Here is an 18,709-nt window from a genome sequence, read left to right on the forward strand (position 1 = left end):
TCATGGCGGCAGAAAACGCAAAGGCACAATTTTTCGGCAGAGATATTCGTGCTTTGACGCCGCTTGATCCCGCAAGGGCGGAAGGTTTTTTAGCCGACCTTGCAGCACGCGCCGGAGAAGAGGAGCTTACGGGCGTCGTTGCCTTGCTGCGAAAGGCGGAAGCCGCCCGTTTCCTTTCGGCTGTTCTCGATCTCTCACCGTTCATTCGCGAAGCTCTGACCCGCCATCCGCGCATTCTCGACCGCATCGTCGCAAAAACGCCCGAGGCGGCGTTGAAGGATATTCTGTCGGAAATATCGGCCAGCGCTGCAAGCGACGCCGTGACGGAAGCCTCGCTCATGACGAGCTTGCGCGTTTTGAAACGCGAAGCACATGTCCTGATCGCCCTCTGCGATCTCGCCGGTATCTGCGACACGCAGGCAACGACTGGTTGGCTCACCGATCTGGCGGAGGCCTGCACGGGCGCTGCCGTTCACTTCCTGCTGCTCGATGCGGATAGCGCGGGCAAGATCAAACTTCCTGACCGCAACCATCCCGACAAGGACAGTGGCTGGATCGTGCTCGGCATGGGCAAGTTCGGTGCGCGTGAACTCAACTACTCGTCCGATATTGATCTTATCGTCTTCATTGATGAAACCCGACCGGCTATCGGCGATCCTTATGAATGCGTCGAGACTTTTTCACGGCTGACGCGCCGCCTTGTCCGCATCCTGCAGGACCGGACGGGTGACGGCTATGTCTTCCGTGTCGATCTTCGCCTGCGCCCCGATCCCGGTTCCACGCCGCTGGCCATTCCTGTCGGCGCGGCACTTCACTATTACGAAGGGCGCGGCCAGAACTGGGAACGTGCTGCCATGATCAAGGCGCGGCCGGTTGCCGGTGATCGCGAATCCGGAAAGCAGGTGCTCGCGGAGCTTTCCCCCTACGTGTGGCGCAAATATCTCGACTATGCGGCCATTGCCGATGTGCACTCGATTAAGCGGCAGATTCACGCCCATAAGGGCCATGGGGATATTGCCGTGCGCGGCCACAATGTGAAGCTTGGACGCGGCGGCATCCGTGAAATCGAATTCTTCGTCCAGACGCAGCAGCTGATCGCTGGCGGGCGCTTTCCTGAACTGCGCGGCAACCAGACGGTGCCGATGCTGGCAAGACTGGCGGAGCGGGGCTGGATCACCGATAAGGCCCGCGATGCTCTGGCGAAGGAGTATTATTTCCTGCGCGATGTGGAGCATCGCATCCAGATGATTGCCGACGAACAGACGCACATACTGCCGGAAGACGATGAAGGCTTTGCGCGTGTCGCCCATATGATGGGCTATACTGATCCGGCAGTCTTCGCCGATGCATTTCTCGACGCGCTCAGGGTTGTTGAAAAGCACTACGCGGCGCTGTTCGAACAGGCTCCCGAACTTGGAAGCTCATCCGGCAATCTGGTCTTTACCGGCGATGTGGACGATCCGGGTACGCTGGAGACACTCGCCGCAATGGGCTATGAGCGTCCGAGCGATATATGCCGCGTGATCCGTACATGGCACTTCGGGCGTTATCGCGCGACCCAATCTGCCGAAGCGCGTGAGCGTCTGACCGAACTTACGCCGGCCCTGCTCAAGGCTTTTGCCGAGACCAAACGTGCCGACGAGGCGTTGCTGCGTTTCGATGGCTTTCTGAAAGGCCTGCCGGCGGGCATCCAGCTTTTCAGCCTGCTGCAATCCAATCCCCGCCTCCTGAACCTCCTCGTGATGATCATGAGCGCCGCACCCCGGCTTGCTGAAATCATCACGCGAAATCCGCATGTTTTCGACGGTTTGCTTGATCCGGCGATCTTTTCCGAAATGCCCACGCGTGCCTATCTGGAAGAGCGCCTTCGCGTGTTTCTGGGGGCTGCGACCGACTATGAGGAAGTTCTGGACCGACTGCGCATCTTTGCCGCCGAGCATCGCTTCCTGATCGGTATTCGCTTGCTCACAAGCGCCATTGACGGCGTGCGGGCTGGCCGCGCTTTTTCCGATCTGGCCGAACTGATGATCGGCAAGGCTTTCGAGGTTGTCGAGGCTGAACTGGAACGGCGACACGGCAGGGTGAAGGGCGCAAAAGTCGCCCTTCTGGCGATGGGCAAGCTTGGCAGTCGTGAGCTTACCGCTGGTTCTGATGTCGATCTGATCCTGCTTTACGATCACGACAAGGATACGGATGAATCCGACGGCGAAAAGCCGCTGGCTCCGTCACAATATTATATCCGCCTGACGCAGCGGCTCATTGCAGCACTTTCCGCGCCAACGGCGGAAGGGGTGCTTTACGAAGTCGATATGCGGCTGCGCCCTTCCGGCAACAAGGGACCGGTTGCGACCCATATCGAGTCCTTTGGCAAATATCAGCGCAGCGAAGCATGGACATGGGAGCATATGGCCCTGACCCGCGCGCGCCCGATCCACGGCGACGCGGCCTTTATGGAGCACATCAGGAGCGAGATAGACGAGGTCCTTTCAACGCAGCGTGATGTAAAGAAGATCGCCAAGGATGTGCGTGAGATGCGCGATCTCATCTATCAGGAAAAACCGCCTGCCGACGATTGGGATTTCAAGCTCAAGCCCGGTGGCATTGTCGATCTGGAGTTCATTGCCCAATTTGCCGTGCTGGCGAACAAGCTTGACCGGAAGCCGCGCCCCCTGGGTACAGAAGAAATCCTTTCAGCGCTCGACCCGTCCTTTGCCGATCCGGCGCTTGCCGACAATCTGGTGAGTGCACACCGCCTCTATACCAATCTGAGCCAGACGATCCGCCTGTGCCTTGGAAGCGACGCCAAGCGCGAGGAGTTCATTCCGGGCATGATCGATCTGTTATGCCGTGCGGCAGACATGCCCGATATAAAGCGTGTCGAGCATCATCTGGCGGAAGTTGCCACTGACGTACGGACAGGTTTCGAGAAGCTCTTGAATATCTGATCAAGCCGCGTGAGTTTCTGCGCCATTTCCAACGAGACCGCGCTTGCGGTCAGGAATGCAGACAGAAACCACGGTGCCGACGCCTTCGGTCGAGCGAATGCGAAGCCAGCCGCCGTGAAGTTCGGCGAGAGAGCGGGTGATGGCAAGCCCCAGACCGGAACCGGTGTGGGTCTTGGTGAACTGGTTCTCCACCTGCTCGAAGGGCTGTCCGATCTTCTTGATCGCCGATTTCGGAATGCCGACGCCGGTATCCTGAATGGTCATGAACAGGGCCGAGCCGGTCTTGCGTGCCCGCACCGTGATCTGCCCGCCATAGGACGTGAATTTCACCGCATTGGAAAGAAGATTGATCAGCACCTGCTTGATCGCACGCCGGTCGGCATAAAGCTGCATCGCGTCTTCAATGCGCGTATTGACCGCAATATTCTTCTCATCCGCCTGTAGCGAGATCATGCGCACTGTCTCGTTGATGAGCGGGCAGAGATCGATCTCCTCGCGGTCCAGCGAGAAATGTCCGGCCTCGATCTTCGACATGTCGAGAATGTCATTGATGACGTTGAGCAGGAAGTTGCCGCTCGTATGGATGTCGTTGATATATTCTTCGTAGCGATCGGAGCCGAGCGGGCCGAATGTACCCGCCTGGATCATTTCCGAGAAACCGATGATCGCGTTGAGCGGCGTGCGCAATTCGTGGGACATATTGGCGAGGAATTCGGACTTGGCGCGGTTGGCAGCCTCGGCGCGTTCCTTTTCCTGACCATATTTGCGCGCTAGCTCGGACAGCTCGCGCACACGGTCGCGCTCGCCCTTTCGCGCAATCGACAGGTCGTGAATGGTCGCCATCAGGCGGCGTTCGCTATCGACCAGACGTTCCTGATGCAGCTTGAGCTGGGTAATATCCGTGCCGATGGAGACAAGGCCGCCATCCTGCGTGCGCCGTTCGTTGACCTGAAGCCAGCGTCCATCGCTCAACTGCCGTTCAAATGTCTGGCCACCGGCGCGGTTATGCTCATTGGCCATGCGGCGCTCGAAGGTGAATGGGCGCGTATGGGCGTCGACTTCGTTGCGTGGCACGCCGGGTTTCAGCGTCCAGACCGGAAGGCCTGCATATTCGCTGAATTTGGAGTTCGCCATGACGAGGCGATTGTTGGAATCCCACAGGATGAAGGCTTCCGAAATGTTCTCGATGGCTTCGCGGATGCGCATGTCGGCTTCCGCCGTCTGCTGTGCAAAACGGTGCTGTTCGCTGACGTCGAAGGCAATGCCGACCAGATGGAGGTCGCCTTCGCTCGCAATTTCTGCGCGGACACGCATCCACACCCATGAACCATCGGCATGACGCATGCGGAACACACGATCAACATGCGAAATATCGCCCGCAGCTGCCTGTTCGGCGATGGAATAGAGGTCGCCGTCTTCCGTATTGATGATTGCAGCCACATCGCCGAATGGCAGCACTGCGTCCTGCGCTTCATAGCCCAGCATTTCATACATCGAGCGCGACCAGTAGATACGGCCCCGCGCCATGTCCCAATCCCACAGCCCGCAACGGCCGCGCGCCAGCGCCAGATCGATACGCCGCTGGATCTGGCCGGAAAGATCGTCGGCCTCGCGAGCGCGCGCCGCCTGGCTGAAATAGGCGTAGAGAATGGCGAACATGACGCCCGTCGTACCGGCAAAGAGTGTCACATTGAGCGACACGGCCCGGCGCCATTCCGCAAAGATCGTGCTTTCCGGTTCCACGGCGATAATGGAATAGGGCAGGGACAGCGGCTTCGACAGGGCGCCGAATGCCGGTTCGGCCTGCAGCGTGACTTTCAGCACACCTGCACGCTCTGCAAACAGGAACAGCGGCTGCGCATCCGACAGGATTGTGTCGAGTGGTTTGCCGGAAATATCAGGGCCCGGACCCGATGCCGCCACCACGGATGATTGCCCGTCAATGACTGCAAGCGTCATGCCCGGGGATGACAGCCCGCGAGAGCGAAACTCCGCCATCGTGTCCTGAATGTCCTTCGCGGATAACTGCGCACCGGCATCGGTGCCATTGGCGGCGCGTTCGATCATCTGTGCAAGATTGGCCGTTGCAGCCGACAGAAATGCCTTGTGCTGCTGCTCGATATCGTCGCGCCACGCCAGCATCGAAAAGACGCGCGCAACGCCGAGAATAATCAGGAAAATGATGATGAGTGCAGGTACGAGACGTCGCAGGATAGGCTCGATCGAGACGAATTTGCCATAGGCCGGACCAGCAAGAAGACTGACATGGCCCGAAAGCTTGCCCTTTCTTCTTTTCCGACCGGATTCGCAACGCGTCCCCGCCGGCGCGCCATACGCGTCGGTGCTCGCCATATAATGGTCCCTCGTGAATTCCCTGCGAGTGAAGTGATTCGGAATACGCCACCTCCGAATGATATCAATGAATCAAAAGTGATTCGCGCTGTCCAGCGAATTCGTTAACGAGGCGTAAAAATCGGAAATTCACCGGCCAATTTATTCATGAATCTCAAGCTGTTAAGTGGAATCTGCGTGGCATTTGATTCGGCTAAACGCATGAAAAGACTCATGAAAGCTGACTGCCTCGCCACCTTTGCCCTGGCCCGCATGAAAAGCTCCGTTCCGGTAGCATATCAGCAACCGGAACGGGCGAATCATCACGATGGCAGGATGGAACGCGAATCAGGCGAGAGTGCGGTCCACGATGTCGCGCAGGTCGGTCGACAATTTGCCCGCGCCGGAAATGCGCGCCAGCGCTGCCCTGGCATGTTCACGGCGGGTATCTTCGAGCGAGCGCCAGGAACGGAGCGCAGTCAGAAGCCGCGCCGCCAGTTGTGGGTTCTCCGGGTCGATGGACAGGATCGTGTCGGCAAAAAACTCGTAAGCCGCACCATCCTTGCGGTTGAAGCCGGTCGGGTTGGACGCGGAGAACGAACCGATCAATGAACGGACGCGGTTCGGATTGTCGAGCGAGAAGAGGGCGTGTTTCGTAAGGTCGCGCACGGCCTGCAAGGCTACTTCGCCGGGACGGCTCGCCTGCACGTTGAACCATTTGTCCATCACGAGCCCATCCTTGCCGAACTGCTGTTCGAAGCTTGCCAGTGCGTCCTTTGCTTCGCGCGTATCGCCAAAGCGATGCACCAGCACGGTCAGCGCCGCGAAGCGGTCGGTCATGTTATCGGCAAGGGCGAACTGGTCGGCGGCGCGTTGCTGGCTTTTTTCATGACGGCTCAGATAGTCGAGCAGCGCGTTTCGCAAGGCGCGCTTGCCCGCTGCATCGGCATCCGGCGAGAAGGCGCCATCCTGTTTGAGGGCATCGTAGAGCTTCGCAAATTCATCGGCATAGCGGGCGGCGATGGCATCGATGAAATGGTTCCGGCTGGCAAGGATCGCGTCCGGATCGACATTGCTGCCCATTTCGCGCGCGATATCGCTTTCGGTAGGCAGCGTCAGGCAGAGCGCGCGGAAGGCCGGATCAAGCGTCTCATCGGACGCCACCTTGCCCGCAAGTTCCACATTTCTCTCATCAATCGCCGGTGCATGATCGCCGCGAACGCGCTTGGCTCCTTCAAGCAGGACCTGGCTGAAAATTCCGGTCAATGCCTGCCAGCGTGCGACCGGGTCGCTGTCGTTCAGGGCAAGGAATGCGCGGTCATCATCCGATAACGGCGCCGTCAGGTTAACGGGAGCCGAGAACCCGCGCAGCAGCGATGGCACGGGGCGTTCCTTGATGCCATGAAAGACAATGGTTTCCGATGCGCGATGCAGATGGATGACATCGCCGCGCACATCACCGCCTTCAATGGAAGCTGGAGCCATGTCCTTGCCGTCTGGCCCGACAAGGCCGAAGGCGATCGGAATATGCATCGGCTTCTTGACCGATTGCCCCGGCGTGGCTCCAAGCGACTGCGAAAGTTCAATCGTGTAGGTTTCCTTTGCCGCATCATAGGCGAAGGCGGCTTCTACCTTCGGCGTTCCCGCCTGATCGTACCAGAGCGCGAACTGTGAAAAGTCCTGGCCGGAAACATCAGCGAAAACCTTGACGAAATCCTCGATGGTTGCAGCGTCTCCGTCATGACGCTCGAAATAGAGGTCCATGCCTTTGCGGAAGAGATCGGGTCCGATGATCGTGCGGATCATGCGCACCACTTCCGAGCCTTTTTCATAGACGGTCGCCGTATAGAAGTTGTTGATCTCACGATATTCACGCGGGCGCACCGGATGGGCGAGCGGCCCCGCATCTTCGGGAAATTGCTGCGCTTTCAGAATCTTCACTTCGGTAATGCGCTTGACCGGGCGCGAACGCTCGTCAGCGGAAAATTCGTGATCACGATAGACCGTCAGGCCTTCCTTGAGGCACAGCTGGAACCAGTCTCGGCAGGTGATGCGGTTTCCGGTCCAGTTATGGAAATATTCGTGCGCGATGACCGCCTCGATACCTGCATAGTCGATGTCGGTTGCTGTCTCTGGATCGGCCAGCACATATTTGTCATTGAAGACGTTGAGCCCTTTGTTCTCCATCGCGCCCATGTTGAAATCGGACACGGCAACGATGTTGAAGACATCGAGATCATATTCGCGACCGAACTTCTCCTCATCCCAGCGCATGGAGCGTTTCAATGCATCCATCGCATAGACTGCGCGGCTTTCCTTGCCATGTTCGACATAGATCGCCAGATCGACCGGTTTTCCCGACTGCGTGGTGAAGTGATCCTTCACGACGCCAAGCGATCCGGCAACGAGCGCGAAAAGATAGGAAGGTTTCGGGTGCGGATCTTGCCAGACGGCGAAATGCCTGTCGGGCTTGCCTTCGACCGATCCGCCATCGACCGGATTGCCGTTGGACAGAAGGATTGGAGCGGCTTGCCTGTCAGCGTCGATGTGGACCGTATAGACTGACAGTACGTCCGGGCGGTCGTAATAATAGGTGATGCGGCGGAAGCCTTCGGCTTCGCACTGGGTGCAATAGACACCGCTTGAGCGATAAAGGCCGGACAGCTGGCGGTTTGTCGTCGGATTGATTTCCGTCACGATTTCAAGCGTGAAGCGCTTTCCCTCCGGCAGGTCGCTGATTTCCAGCTGGTCGGGCGTTGCGACATAGCTGTTATCGGCGAGCGGCTTGCCATCAATGGCGATGCTGACGAGTTTCAGTTCGTCGCCATCCAGCACCAGAGGCGTACCGGCGGGGGTGCCATCGCGGCGTTCGATAGTGAGGGTCGCACGGACGATGGTTTTTTCCGGTTCCAGTGAGAAATCCAGTTTCGTCTCGGGTATGGCGTAAGGGGTCGGACGGTAATCTTCGAGACGAAATGTCTGGCCGGTTTCAGTACGCATAGTGGAAACTCTCTCCCTGAACTCACGTTGAACTCACGATGCTGGATTCGTACCCGGAATTGCTGCCGAGGGAAACTTAATTCCAGAACAACCAGCCCGGCTTTGCAGCAGGATGGATGTTTTACCAAATATTTTTCGACTTGACCTTTGAGCTACTGGTGCTGTGTCACAAACAGGAATAAGAAAGACGGGCACGCGAATATTTCGGGTGTAGCTGCGCATCATATTTTAAGGAATTGCGTTGTGAACGCTCATGCGAGCGCGCCTGTCGAGGCTGCCCATCTTGAAACGAACCCGATGCTTGGCATCGGTCTCAAAATCGCTTCCGTTGCTGTTTTCGTCGCCATGTCCACCTTGCTGAAGGCGACTGATGGCGTGCCGGTCGGGCAGTTGATCTTCTTCCGATCTTTCTTCGCAATCTTCGCGATATTGCTCTATCTGGCGTGGCGCGGGCAACTTTCGGGCGTATTCCGCACGCAGAACGGTTTCAGCCATTTCTGGCGCGGATTGGTCGGCGTCTGTTCCATGTCGATGAGCTTTTTCGCTCTGACCAAGTTGCCGTTGCCGGAAGCAATCGCCATCAATTACGCTTCGCCGCTGATCAGTGTCATTCTTGGCGCGGTCGTCCTGCACGAAGTGGTGCGGCTTTATCGCTGGAGCGCGGTGCTCATCGGGCTCGGCGGGGTAACGTTCATCTTATGGCCGCGGCTGACGGTGTTCTCTGGTGGCGATATAGGGTTTGAAGAGGCCGTAGGTGCCCTTGCCGCCCTCGGTGGAGCGGTCATGTCCGCAGTGGCCATGATGCTAGTGCGCCATCTCGTGCAGACGGAACGCACATCGACCATCGTGATCTATTTTTCCATATCCGCGAGCGTCATCTCCCTGGCGAGCTTTCCATTCGGCTGGATCGTACCAAGCTGGCCGCAGCTTGCCATGCTGATAGGGGCCGGCTTTGCCGGTGGGGTCGGGCAGATCCTTCTGACCGAATGTTATCGCCACGCGCCCATGTCGACCATTGCCCCTTTCGAATACACATCGATGCTGCTGGGGCTTGCCATCGGGTTCCTGCTGTTCGGCGATATCCCGACACTGGAAATGCTGGCAGGCAGCGCCATCGTCATGGCGGCTGGCGGTTTCATCATCTATCGCGAGCACAAGCTTTCCATAGCGCCGCACAAGGTGAATGCGCCGCAAACGCAGTAATCAACTCTGGCCAGGTGCGCCTTCTGCGCGAGGGTCGAGTTGCATGGTCTCCGGCGTGGACTGGCCGTCCGGCGTATGGAACTTGTATTCGGTCTTCTGGTCGCTGATGGCCGGACGCTCGAAGCGGCGGATGCGCCAGAACGCGTGCAGGCCATATAGGGCATAAGCGATAGCCATGGTCACGAAGAAGCCCGAAGCGCCGATCAGATCCATCAACGGGCCGGAAAGCGCGGGGCCGATGACACTGCCCCACGCCGTAGATGATCAGCAATCCACCGGAAACCTTCACGAATTCGCTGGCGTCTGCATAGTCGTTGGCATGGGCGACGTTGAGGCTGTAGATCGGATAAATCACCGAACCGAACAGAAACATCATGATGTAGAGCGCTGTGGGCGAAGTGGGATGGAACAGCACCATCACCAACGACAGGACAAAGCCGATGATCCCGGCTATCACCATCACATAGCGACGGTCCACGAAGTCTGATCCCCGGCCAAGCGGATACTGGAAGATCGCACCGCCGATCATGGCGCAGGCAAGCATGGTCGCAATGCCGAAGGTGGAAAGGCCATTCATCTCGCCGTAGATGGCGGCGAGGAAATTCCACGTGCCCGCAACGATACCGGCGATCAGCGAGCCGACCGCCGCAGCCGGCGACCGCCGGTAAAGCCCCTTGAGGTCAAGCGAAACCTGCGTCAGCGGATTGGGCGATTGCGCGCTTGAAAGGGCTGTTGGAAGCAGCGCGCTGGCATAGATGATGGCGCAGATGATGAAGAGCGTCTGGGTTCCTGCGTCGCCGAACGGCAGGATATACTGTCCGCAGAGCAGGCCGAGCATGGTGATGATCATATAGATCGAGAAGATGCGGCCGCGCGATTCATTGGTGACGCGCTCGTTCAGCCAGCTTTCGATAATCATGTAGCTGCCAGCGAGTGAAAAGCCGGCGACGCCGCGAAAGATCATCCATGCGACGGGGTTGACGAGCAGTGCATGCAAGAGAAGCGCCATCGAAAGCAGTGTCAGCAGCGCGGAGAAAACCCGAACATGCCCCACGCGCCGCACCAGATGCGGCACCACGATGCAGCCAATCGTGAAAGCGAAGGAGTAGCTCGTGCCCATCCAGCCGATGGTCGTGGTCGACCAGCCTTCAATGCCGCCGCGCAAAGGCAGAAGAATGCCCGCAAGACCGCCTGCAAGCAGCATGAGGAAGGTGCTTGCAAGCAAAGCGGCTATGGGCAGGAGCTGGCCAGCCATGAAAAACTCCACTCGAGCATTTCCAGCAAAAGTGCGAAGCGGCTTTGCGTCGGACAATGCATAAAACAAACAGATAGAGCGCTTTCCGCTCTATGAACCAGAATTTAGGGCTACATGTCGCCGATAGGCGCTTTGGCAAGCGGCGGAATAGACCATGTTTGCGGCATGTTGGTGACAATGCCGCCCGGGTCCTTGTCGATGCCACTGAAATATCCGGTTATCAACTCGTCAATTCGGCCAATTTCAGCTTCACGGCCAGAAAATCACGCCAGGCGAAACGTTTCTGCGCCGGAGTGCGCAGAAGATAGGCCGGATGCAGCGTCGGCATGACGGGGATTTCGATGCCGGATGGTGTCCGATGAATCTTCCAGTTGCCGCGCAGCCGCAGGATGCCTTCCGTCGCACCGGTGAGCGCCTTGCCCGCCGGTCCGCCCAGCGCAACCAGAACCTTGGGTGCGGCAAGCTCGATCTGCCTTTCAATGAAAGGCCGGCAAAGCTCTGTTTCAAGCGGCGTCGGTGTACGATTGCCCGGCGGACGCCACGGGATCGTGTTGGCGATATAGACGCTTTCCCGCTTCAGACCGATGGATTCGATCATACGATTGAGAAGCTGGCCGGATTTTCCGACGAACGGCAACCCTTCCATATCCTCATCCCGTCCGGGCGCTTCGCCGATGAACATGATGTCGGAGGATGGATCGCCGTCGGCAAAGCAAAGGTTCTTCGCCGTGAATTTCAGATTGCAGCCATCGAATGCGGCAAGCTTTTCCCGCAGTTCGTCCAGCGTTGAAGCCTGCGCCGCCGCTTCGCGCGCAAGCGCAATCTGGGCCGTATCGGGAAGATCGGCCGCAGCTTGAACAGGTCTGCTGGTGGGGGCAGGCGCTGGTGCGGGGCGAGGCTGCTGCCGGGGGCGTTCAGGCGGGCTTTGCGTCTGCATGGCGGGCTGGGCCGGGGCAGGGCGCTGCGGCTCGGCAAACCGATCTATCGGCGTTTCGGAAAGCGGCATGTCGACGCCCGCTTCTGCATAGAAGCGTAGCAAACCTTCAATATCCAGCGTTTCGCGATTTTCAGCCATTATCTACCTCACCTTTGAGGTGGCGAATTTTGCAGGTGAATGCAATAGCCGTGTTCAGATTTCGGGGGTGTTTGGCCCATTAGTTCCGGTTCGTACCCTGTTTCCTGCGCCGGCTTGATCAGAACCCTCAATATGACATGAAGTTATGCTTCCCTACCGTTCGGACAAATGCTCATCGCAGCTTCTTGAATGGAGTAGATTTGACGTTTACGTTAAGGTAAAGATAATTGAGGACGTAAGACGCCCGTTTTGGACAATTGGACGCATTTGCGACAGTCTCCAACTCTGCGACAGGGTAAGGCGGAATACGGGGAAACGGCAGGTCTTTCGTGTGCCGCCAGTGCTGACGGGCAGTCGGTTCATGGATATTCGCGATCAGATCATGCACAAAAACAATTGGATGTGTCGTCTGGGCTATCTTAGTGAGAAGACGATATTACACCGGACGGAGGGATGAATGTCTGAAGCCCCAGAATATGCAAATCAGGAGCTTCCCGAACGCGAGAGCATGGAGTTCGACGTTGTGATCGTCGGCGCAGGCCCGGCGGGCCTTGCTGCGGCAATCCGTTTGAAACAGGCGAATCCGGAGCTTTCCGTCGTTGTCCTCGAAAAGGGCGGGGAAGTCGGCGCGCATATTCTTTCCGGCGCTGTCGTCGATCCCGTGGGTATCGACCAGCTTCTGCCGGGCTGGCGCGAGGAGGAGGGACATCCGTTCAAGACGCCGGTGACGGCTGATCATTTCCTTGTTCTGGGGCCTGCTGGATCGGTGCGCCTGCCAAATTTTGCCATGCCGCCTTTGATGAACAATCACGGCAATTACATCGTGTCGCTCGGCAATGTCTGCCGCTGGCTTGGCACGAAGGCCGAAGAACTGGGCGTGGAAATCTATCCGGGCTTTGCGGCAACCGAAGTGCTTTATAATGATGAAGGCGCGGTCATCGGCGTCGCCACGGGCGATATGGGCGTTGAACGCGACGGAACGCACGGGCCGAACTATACGCGCGGCATGGCGCTGCTCGGCAAATATACGCTGGTCGGCGAGGGCGCACGCGGTTCGCTTGCCAAGCAGCTGATCTCGAAGTTCAAGCTTGATGAAGGTCGCGAACCGGCCAAATACGGTATCGGCCTCAAGGAATTGTGGCAGGTTGATCCTTCCAGGCACAAGCCGGGTCTGGTCCAACACTCATTCGGCTGGCCGCTCGACATGAAGACCGGCGGCGGCTCGTTCCTTTATCATCTGGAAGACAATATGGTTGCGGTCGGCTTCGTGCTGCACCTCAACTACAAAAACCCGTATCTGTCGCCATTTGAGGAATTCCAGCGCTTCAAGACGCATCCGGCTATTCGCGACGTATTCGAGGGCGGCAAACGTCTTTCCTACGGTGCACGTGCGATTACCGAAGGCGGTTTCCAGTCGGTGCCGAAGCTTTCGTTCCCGGGCGGTGCGCTCATCGGCTGCTCGGCTGGTCTGGTCAACGTGCCGCGCATCAAGGGCAGCCACAATGCAGTTCTGTCGGGCATTCTCGCCGCCGACAAGATCGCAGAAGCAATTGCAGCGGGCCGCGCCAATGACGAGCCGGTGGAGATCGAAAACAACTGGCGTTCGAGCCTGATCGGCAAGGATCTGAAGCGCGTGCGCAACGTCAAGCCGTTGTGGTCGAAGTTCGGCACGATTGTCGGCGTGGCGCTCGGCGGCCTCGACATGTGGACCAACCAGCTGTTCGGCTTCTCCATCTTCGGGACGCTGAAACACGGCAAGACCGATGCGCAGTCGCTGGAACCGGCCGCAAAGCACACGAAGATCGACTATCCGAAACCGGACGGTGTTCTGACGTTCGACCGGCTGTCGTCGGTGTTCCTGTCGAACACGAACCATGATGAGAACGAGCCCGTGCATCTCCAGGTCGCTGACATGAAACTGCAGCAGACTTCCGAGCACGATGTTTTTGCAGGTCCGTCGACACGCTACTGCCCTGCGGGCGTCTATGAGTGGGTGGATGCGGACGGTAACGCCGCTGCCGATCCGCAGGCAAAGGACGTGCGGTTCGTCATCAACGCGCAGAACTGCGTGCACTGTAAGACATGCGACATCAAGGACCCGAACCAGAACATCAACTGGGTACCGCCACAAGGCGGCGAAGGACCTGTTTACGTAAACATGTGATGTTTGCGGAAACGGCGTCCGTCTCGTCCGCCGGCCGGGCATTTCCAGCAAAAGTGGGTACCGGTTTTGCGTTTCGGAAATGCGTTTAAGGGAGTGTCGGCGAAGGACCGGTTTACGTGAACATGTAAAAGAAAAAGGCGGTCCCGGGCCACCTTTTTTATTGCAGCATCACGGATTGCGTTTCCGGTTCTTCTTCATCGGGGCGGACAGGCGGCGGAACGGAAAAATCGAGCCGCACCGGCAGGTGATCGGAGCCGGCGTCCTCGCGGGACGAAACCCTCGCCCCTCCGATTTCGGGGCTTACAAGTATCTGATCAATGGGTAAGCCAATATAAGGCGACAGCGAAACCGGCAGCAGGTGCGTCATCCAGGTGCCGCCGATACCGGTCAAGTGGCGGGTTCCGGAGGCGTACTCCACCCGGCGAACGGCATTGCTCCACGGAGCCGCATTGAAATCGCCGGCAATGATCATTGGACCGTTCAGCTTCTGCAATTCCGGTTCAATATAGCGGAGCTGATGCGGCTGCCAGCGCGGCCATGGCCATGAAAAGTGAATGGCGGCCACGTGCACGGTGGTTCCGCCGAAGTTGATCGGCGCGATTGCCAGCAAGCCGTCGCCGACGCAGGCCGTCTGCGCCTCTTCGCTGAAAGGTCGCTTGGATAGGATACCCACGCCCCAGGTATTGGGGTCGTCAGCGCAATTAAGATGATAGGGATAAGAACCCTGGAGGATGGTGAGCCATTTCGACCATTGGTCGCTCGCTTCCTCATAGGTGATGACGTCGGGCTTCTCCCGCGCGATCATCTGGAGAATGCGTTTCGGCTCAGGATTGTCTTCGCGCAGATTGATCTGGACGAGGCTATAGCGTGCGCCAGCCTGTTCGTCTGCCTGTGCGCCGGTGGACCCGCTGAGGAAATCGCGTGCGGCACCGATAGTCGTGCTGAGAGCCATGACCGCAAAAAGCAGGAGCATAGCCGCTTCACGCCGCATCCTGGTGAAAAGCAAGGGCAAGGTCAGCACTGCCAGCAGGACGGCGATATGGGCTCTGAAGTGCGAGAAGGAATCGAGAGCCGGATGCACTGCCCCCAGAAATCCAAGCACGAGCGGGACAGACAGCGCAACGGCAGCCAGCAGCAACAGGAATGAAAGGTTTTCACGGCTTTTCGACATGAAAATTCCCATAGGTGTCGATTGCGGCGTGATGATGAAGGCAAAGGGAAGGGAATAGGGGAATAGGGGAATAGGGGAATAGGGTGCTAAACGGATGTGGGCTAGGCAAGAAAATATTTGCCATGCACGACAATAATGATCCTCTTCCCTTACTCCCTTACTCCCTTACTCCCTTACTCCCTTACTCCCTTACTCGCCGGCCTCACTGGAAAGCCGTCTCATAGAAGCTGCGGAGCTTGCGGGAATGCAGCCGCTCATCCGGCATGGCCGCAATCTTTTCCATCGCCCGGATGCCGATGCGCAGATGCTGCGCCACTTGCCGCTTGTAGAATTCGGTCGCCATGCCCGGCAGTTTCAATTCGCCATGCAATGGCTTGTCGGAAACACAAAGCAAGGTGCCGTAAGGCACGCGGAAGCGGAACCCGTTCGCGGCAATCGTGGCAGACTCCATATCGAGTGCGACCGCGCGCGCTTGCGAAAGGCGCTGCACCGGGCCGCGCTGGTCGCGCAGTTCCCAGTTGCGATTGTCGATGGTCGCGACCGTGCCGGTGCGCATGATCTGTTTGAGGTCATAGCCTTGCAGGCCGGTGATTTCCTCTACGGCTTCTTCAAGTGCGACCTGAATTTCCGCAAGCGCCGGCAAAGGCACCCAGACCGGGAGGTCATCGTCCAGTACATGGTCTTCACGCATGTAGGCATGCGCCAGAACATAGTCGCCGAGTTGCTGGCTGTTGCGCAGTCCCGCGCAGTGACCAAGCATCAGCCACGCATGCGGGCGAAGCACCGCGATATGGTCGGTAATGGTTTTGGCATTGGACGGGCCGACACCGATATTGACCATTGTGATACCCGAATGGTCTGCCCGCTGCAGGTGATAAGCGGGCATCTGGGGCAGGCGCTGGAGCGGATTGCCGTTGCTGGGCGCGGTTTCTCCCGCCAGCGTGACGATGTTGCCCGGCTCCACGAAGCGTTCATAACCCCCGCCGCCCTCTGCCATCAATTCGCGGGCATAGGCGCAGAACTCGTCCATATAGAACTGGTAGTTGGTGAACAGCACGAAGTTCTGGAAATGCGCGGGGCTTGTCGCCGTATAATGCGCCAGCCGATGCAGCGAATAATCGACGCGCTGGGCGGTGAATGGCGCAAGCGGCATCGGTTCGCCCGGTGCGGGCTCGAAGTCTGCATTGACGATCTTGTCATCCGTTGCAGCCAGATCGGGTACGTCAAACAGATCACGCAGCGGATGCGTGAAGGCGCTCGCGACAGAAGCCTCGACATAGGTGCCTTCCTTGAAGGCGAAATGGATCGGGATTGGCGTCGAAGATTCCTTCACCGTCACGGTCACACCATGATTGCGCATCAGAAGGCGAATCTGTTCGTTCAGGTAATGATCGAACAGATCGGGGCGCGTGATGTTTGCGGAATAATCGCCCGGCGTCGAGACGTGCCCATAAGCCAGGCGCGAGTCCACATGCGCGAAGCTGGACGTCGACAGACATATTTCCGGATAATAGGCGCGGTAACGCTGCGCCGGGACCTCGCCGCGCGCAACCTTCTCGAACGCATCGCGCAGGAAGGCCGTGTTGCGATCATAGAGTTTTTGCAGGGCGGCAACCGCCGCACCGGCATCGGTGAAAACCTCCGGGTCAACCGTCGGCGGTGTTTTGATCTCGGTCAGAAATGGATGTTCGATTCGCTGTGTCATGGCCTGGTGTCGTGATCTCGAAGTTCGCCTGTGTTTCGATATCGTCGTCGCAACCGAACTTCGAGATCGAAACGACACTAGGAAACCACGCTGCTAGTGTCCCTTTGCTTCTGAAATTTGCATCCCGCTGGATATATCAGCCCAATGCAAATTTCAGAATCAGGATGCCAGTATAGCAAAGTCTGTGACCATGACATGACCCAGTTTATGCGGCGCGCTGCAGGCTAACGTAAAGTACGAGGCCGATGCCGCTCATCTGAGAATGTTGACCGATCTGCGTATAGGCGAAGGTGGCTGCCGGACCCGTGAAAATGGCCGTGAAAAGGAAAACACGAAGCGCGATTGCGGCGATGGCCCGGGTTCGCCTCATGGCCGTTCTCCGGCGTGCTTCTGGGTGAATGCGGCGACAGGCCCGATCACCGGCTGGTCCCGATACACATTGTATCGCTGGTCGACGAAAATGCTGGCGACAGCCGCAAAACCAGCGATCATCAGGCAGACAATTGTTAAACGACGAAGCATACCACTGACCCCAAAGCCGTTCTGATTTCCGTTCTCCCTTGCCAATTTAGCGACCACGCCTGAACCGCCCCTGAGAGCGTCGTTCATGCGGCGTTCAAAAATATTGATGTTCCGTTTATTGCGGCACGGCGCTCTTGTGCCTGTTCGAAAGGGTCTTATGTTTCCCATCATTGGAATGCGGGACCGTGTCCCGCGCAACTTCAGGATCAGCGGGAGAGAGCCCATGGCCCAACAGACCAAGCCCATCGAATTGTACTACTGGCCCACGCCGAATGGCTTCAAGATCAGCATCATGCTGGAAGAATTGGGCGTTCCCTATGAGGTTAAATATGTCAACATCGGCAAGGGTGATCAGTTTCAGCCCGACTTTTTGAAGATTGCTCCGAACAATCGCATGCCCGCCATCATCGACCCTGAAGGTCCGGGCGGCGAACCGATTTCGGTTTTCGAGTCCGGTGCAATCCTGCAATATCTCGGGCGCAAATTCGGCAAGTTCTATCCCACTGACGAGCGCAAGCGCGTGGCCGTCGATGAATGGCTGATGTGGCAGATGGGCGGCCTTGGCCCGATGTCGGGGCAGGCGGGGCATTTCCGTATCTACGCGCCGGAAAAGGTTCAGTACGGGATCGACCGCTATACCAACGAAGTCAATCGCCTCTATGGTGTGTTGAACAGGCAGCTGGAAGGCAAGGAATATATCGCGGGCGAATATTCGATTGCCGACATGGCCTCGATAGGCTGGATCAACGCCTATAAGAACTATGACCAGAACCTTGATGATTTCCCGAACCTGAAGCGCTGGCATGAGACGATGAACGCTCGTCCGGCAGTGCAGCGCGGCCTGCTTGTGGGAAAAGAGGAGCGGGAGAAATCCAATCTGGCAACCGACAAGGAAGCCCAGAAAATTCTCTTCGGCCAGAAGGCACGCTGAGGCGAACATAGAAAGGGCGGCCCCGGGCCGCCCTTTTCGATTCCGATGCCGCCATTACTGGCGCGTGAGGCTCTCGCTCTTGCAGATCAGCCCGCCCATCACGCAGCCGGAAAGTGAGAGCGTGTTGCCTTTGACACTGGCCTTGCCGGTATAGGTCTTGCCTTCGTCGAGCTTGTTGACTTCACCCTTGTAGCTGCCCCCGGTGCCGGACATCGTGCCGATGGACTTGCCCTTGTACTCGCCCGTCTGCACCGTACCGCAAAACTTGTTGGCGCCGCAGGATGCATAGCTGATGATCGTACCGTTGGGGCGCTTCCACGTGCCGACAATTCCCTCCTCGGCAAGGGCAGGAGCGGCAAAAGTAGCTGCAAGCGTCATTCCAAGAATAAATGTGCGGATCATTCGTT

12 protein-coding genes and 1 pseudogene are annotated in these 18,709 nt (G+C 58.0%); 4 read left to right on the forward strand and 9 right to left on the reverse strand.

Features of this window, described 5'->3' with window-relative positions; translation table 11 throughout:
- The first annotated feature begins 2 nt into the window (after nucleotides 1-2).
- Complete coding sequence (locus OINT_RS03295) at nucleotides 3-2,945, forward strand: bifunctional [glutamine synthetase] adenylyltransferase/[glutamine synthetase]-adenylyl-L-tyrosine phosphorylase (RefSeq protein WP_006466350.1); 2,943 nt, start codon at nucleotides 3-5, stop codon at nucleotides 2,943-2,945.
- On the opposite strand, the gene OINT_RS03300 is transcribed toward OINT_RS03295, so the two are convergent.
- Nucleotides 2,946-5,297, reverse strand: coding sequence for a PAS domain-containing sensor histidine kinase (locus OINT_RS03300; protein WP_006466351.1), 2,352 nt, complete (start codon nucleotides 5,295-5,297; stop codon nucleotides 2,946-2,948).
- Nucleotides 5,298-5,624: 327 nt separating this feature from the next.
- Complete coding sequence (pepN, locus tag OINT_RS03305) at nucleotides 5,625-8,276, reverse strand: aminopeptidase N (protein ID WP_006466352.1); 2,652 nt, start codon at nucleotides 8,274-8,276, stop codon at nucleotides 5,625-5,627.
- Between the two features lie 243 nt (nucleotides 8,277-8,519).
- Between pepN and OINT_RS03310 the strand changes: the two genes are divergently transcribed.
- Nucleotides 8,520-9,479 carry a DMT family transporter gene (locus OINT_RS03310; RefSeq protein WP_006472682.1) on the forward strand — a complete coding sequence of 320 codons (960 nt, stop codon included), beginning with the start codon at nucleotides 8,520-8,522 and terminating at the stop codon, nucleotides 9,477-9,479.
- On the opposite strand, the pseudogene OINT_RS03315 reads toward OINT_RS03310, so the two are convergent.
- Both OINT_RS03315 and OINT_RS03320 read right to left on the reverse strand, forming a co-directional pair.
- A pseudogene (locus OINT_RS03315) lies at nucleotides 9,480-10,734 on the reverse strand (MFS transporter).
- Between the two features lie 220 nt (nucleotides 10,735-10,954).
- Nucleotides 10,955-11,809, reverse strand: a complete 855-nt coding sequence (locus OINT_RS03320) for a uracil-DNA glycosylase (protein ID WP_006466355.1) — start codon at nucleotides 11,807-11,809, stop codon at nucleotides 10,955-10,957.
- Nucleotides 11,810-12,266: 457 nt separating this feature from the next.
- On the opposite strand from OINT_RS03320, the gene OINT_RS03330 reads away from it, so the two are divergent.
- Complete coding sequence (locus tag OINT_RS03330; protein ID WP_006466356.1) at nucleotides 12,267-13,973, forward strand: electron transfer flavoprotein-ubiquinone oxidoreductase; 1,707 nt, start codon at nucleotides 12,267-12,269, stop codon at nucleotides 13,971-13,973.
- Between the two features lie 157 nt (nucleotides 13,974-14,130).
- Here the strand turns inward: OINT_RS03330 and OINT_RS03335 are convergent, their stop codons facing one another.
- The 4 genes from OINT_RS03335 to OINT_RS03345 all read right to left on the reverse strand — a co-directional run bounded on the left by OINT_RS03335 (nucleotide 14,131) and on the right by OINT_RS03345 (nucleotide 17,458).
- Entirely contained in the window at nucleotides 14,131-15,144 is a 1,014-nt protein-coding gene (locus OINT_RS03335; protein ID WP_235691655.1) for an endonuclease/exonuclease/phosphatase family protein, read from the reverse strand.
- A 202-nt stretch (nucleotides 15,145-15,346) separates the two neighbouring features.
- The gene (locus OINT_RS03340) at nucleotides 15,347-16,849 is read right to left on the reverse strand and encodes an AMP nucleosidase (protein WP_039852436.1); all 1,503 of its coding nucleotides are present in this window, start codon (nucleotides 16,847-16,849) and stop codon (nucleotides 15,347-15,349) included.
- 205 nt (nucleotides 16,850-17,054) lie between these two features.
- Nucleotides 17,055-17,219: a hypothetical protein gene (locus OINT_RS23765; protein ID WP_006466359.1), complete on the reverse strand. Its 165-nt coding sequence runs from the start codon at nucleotides 17,217-17,219 to the stop codon at nucleotides 17,055-17,057.
- Nucleotides 17,216-17,458, reverse strand: a complete 243-nt coding sequence (locus OINT_RS03345) for a hypothetical protein (RefSeq protein ID WP_039852438.1) — start codon at nucleotides 17,456-17,458, stop codon at nucleotides 17,216-17,218. Before OINT_RS03345 ends, OINT_RS23765 begins: the two co-directional genes overlap by 4 nt.
- Before the next feature lie 136 nt (nucleotides 17,459-17,594).
- Between OINT_RS03345 and OINT_RS03350 the strand changes: the two genes are divergently transcribed.
- Nucleotides 17,595-18,302 carry a glutathione binding-like protein gene (locus OINT_RS03350; RefSeq protein ID WP_021587888.1) on the forward strand — a complete coding sequence of 236 codons (708 nt, stop codon included), beginning with the start codon at nucleotides 17,595-17,597 and terminating at the stop codon, nucleotides 18,300-18,302.
- A gap of 54 nt (nucleotides 18,303-18,356) precedes the next feature.
- Here the strand turns inward: OINT_RS03350 and OINT_RS03355 are convergent, their stop codons facing one another.
- Entirely contained in the window at nucleotides 18,357-18,704 is a 348-nt protein-coding gene (locus OINT_RS03355) for a DUF2147 domain-containing protein (RefSeq protein WP_006472674.1), read from the reverse strand.
- Between the last annotated feature and the right edge of the window lie 5 nt (nucleotides 18,705-18,709).

The organism is Brucella intermedia LMG 3301, from assembly GCF_000182645.1.
GTDB lineage: Bacteria > Pseudomonadota > Alphaproteobacteria > Rhizobiales > Rhizobiaceae > Brucella > Brucella intermedia.

Coding starts and splice junctions, on each gene's coding strand:
- OINT_RS03295 (WP_006466350.1), top strand. CDS start 3: ATGGCGGCAGAAAACGCAAAGGCACAATTTTTCGGCAGAGATATTCGT.
- OINT_RS03300 (WP_006466351.1), bottom strand. CDS start 5,297: ATGGCGAGCACCGACGCGTATGGCGCGCCGGCGGGGACGCGTTGCGAA.
- pepN (WP_006466352.1), bottom strand. CDS start 8,276: ATGCGTACTGAAACCGGCCAGACATTTCGTCTCGAAGATTACCGTCCG.
- OINT_RS03320 (WP_006466355.1), bottom strand. CDS start 11,809: ATGGCTGAAAATCGCGAAACGCTGGATATTGAAGGTTTGCTACGCTTC.
- OINT_RS03330 (WP_006466356.1), top strand. CDS start 12,267: ATGTCTGAAGCCCCAGAATATGCAAATCAGGAGCTTCCCGAACGCGAG.
- OINT_RS03335 (WP_235691655.1), bottom strand. CDS start 15,144: ATGTCGAAAAGCCGTGAAAACCTTTCATTCCTGTTGCTGCTGGCTGCC.
- OINT_RS03340 (WP_039852436.1), bottom strand. CDS start 16,849: ATGACACAGCGAATCGAACATCCATTTCTGACCGAGATCAAAACACCG.
- OINT_RS23765 (WP_006466359.1), bottom strand. CDS start 17,219: ATGAGGCGAACCCGGGCCATCGCCGCAATCGCGCTTCGTGTTTTCCTT.
- OINT_RS03345 (WP_039852438.1), bottom strand. CDS start 17,458: ATGAACGACGCTCTCAGGGGCGGTTCAGGCGTGGTCGCTAAATTGGCA.
- OINT_RS03350 (WP_021587888.1), top strand. CDS start 17,595: ATGGCCCAACAGACCAAGCCCATCGAATTGTACTACTGGCCCACGCCG.
- OINT_RS03355 (WP_006472674.1), bottom strand. CDS start 18,704: ATGATCCGCACATTTATTCTTGGAATGACGCTTGCAGCTACTTTTGCC.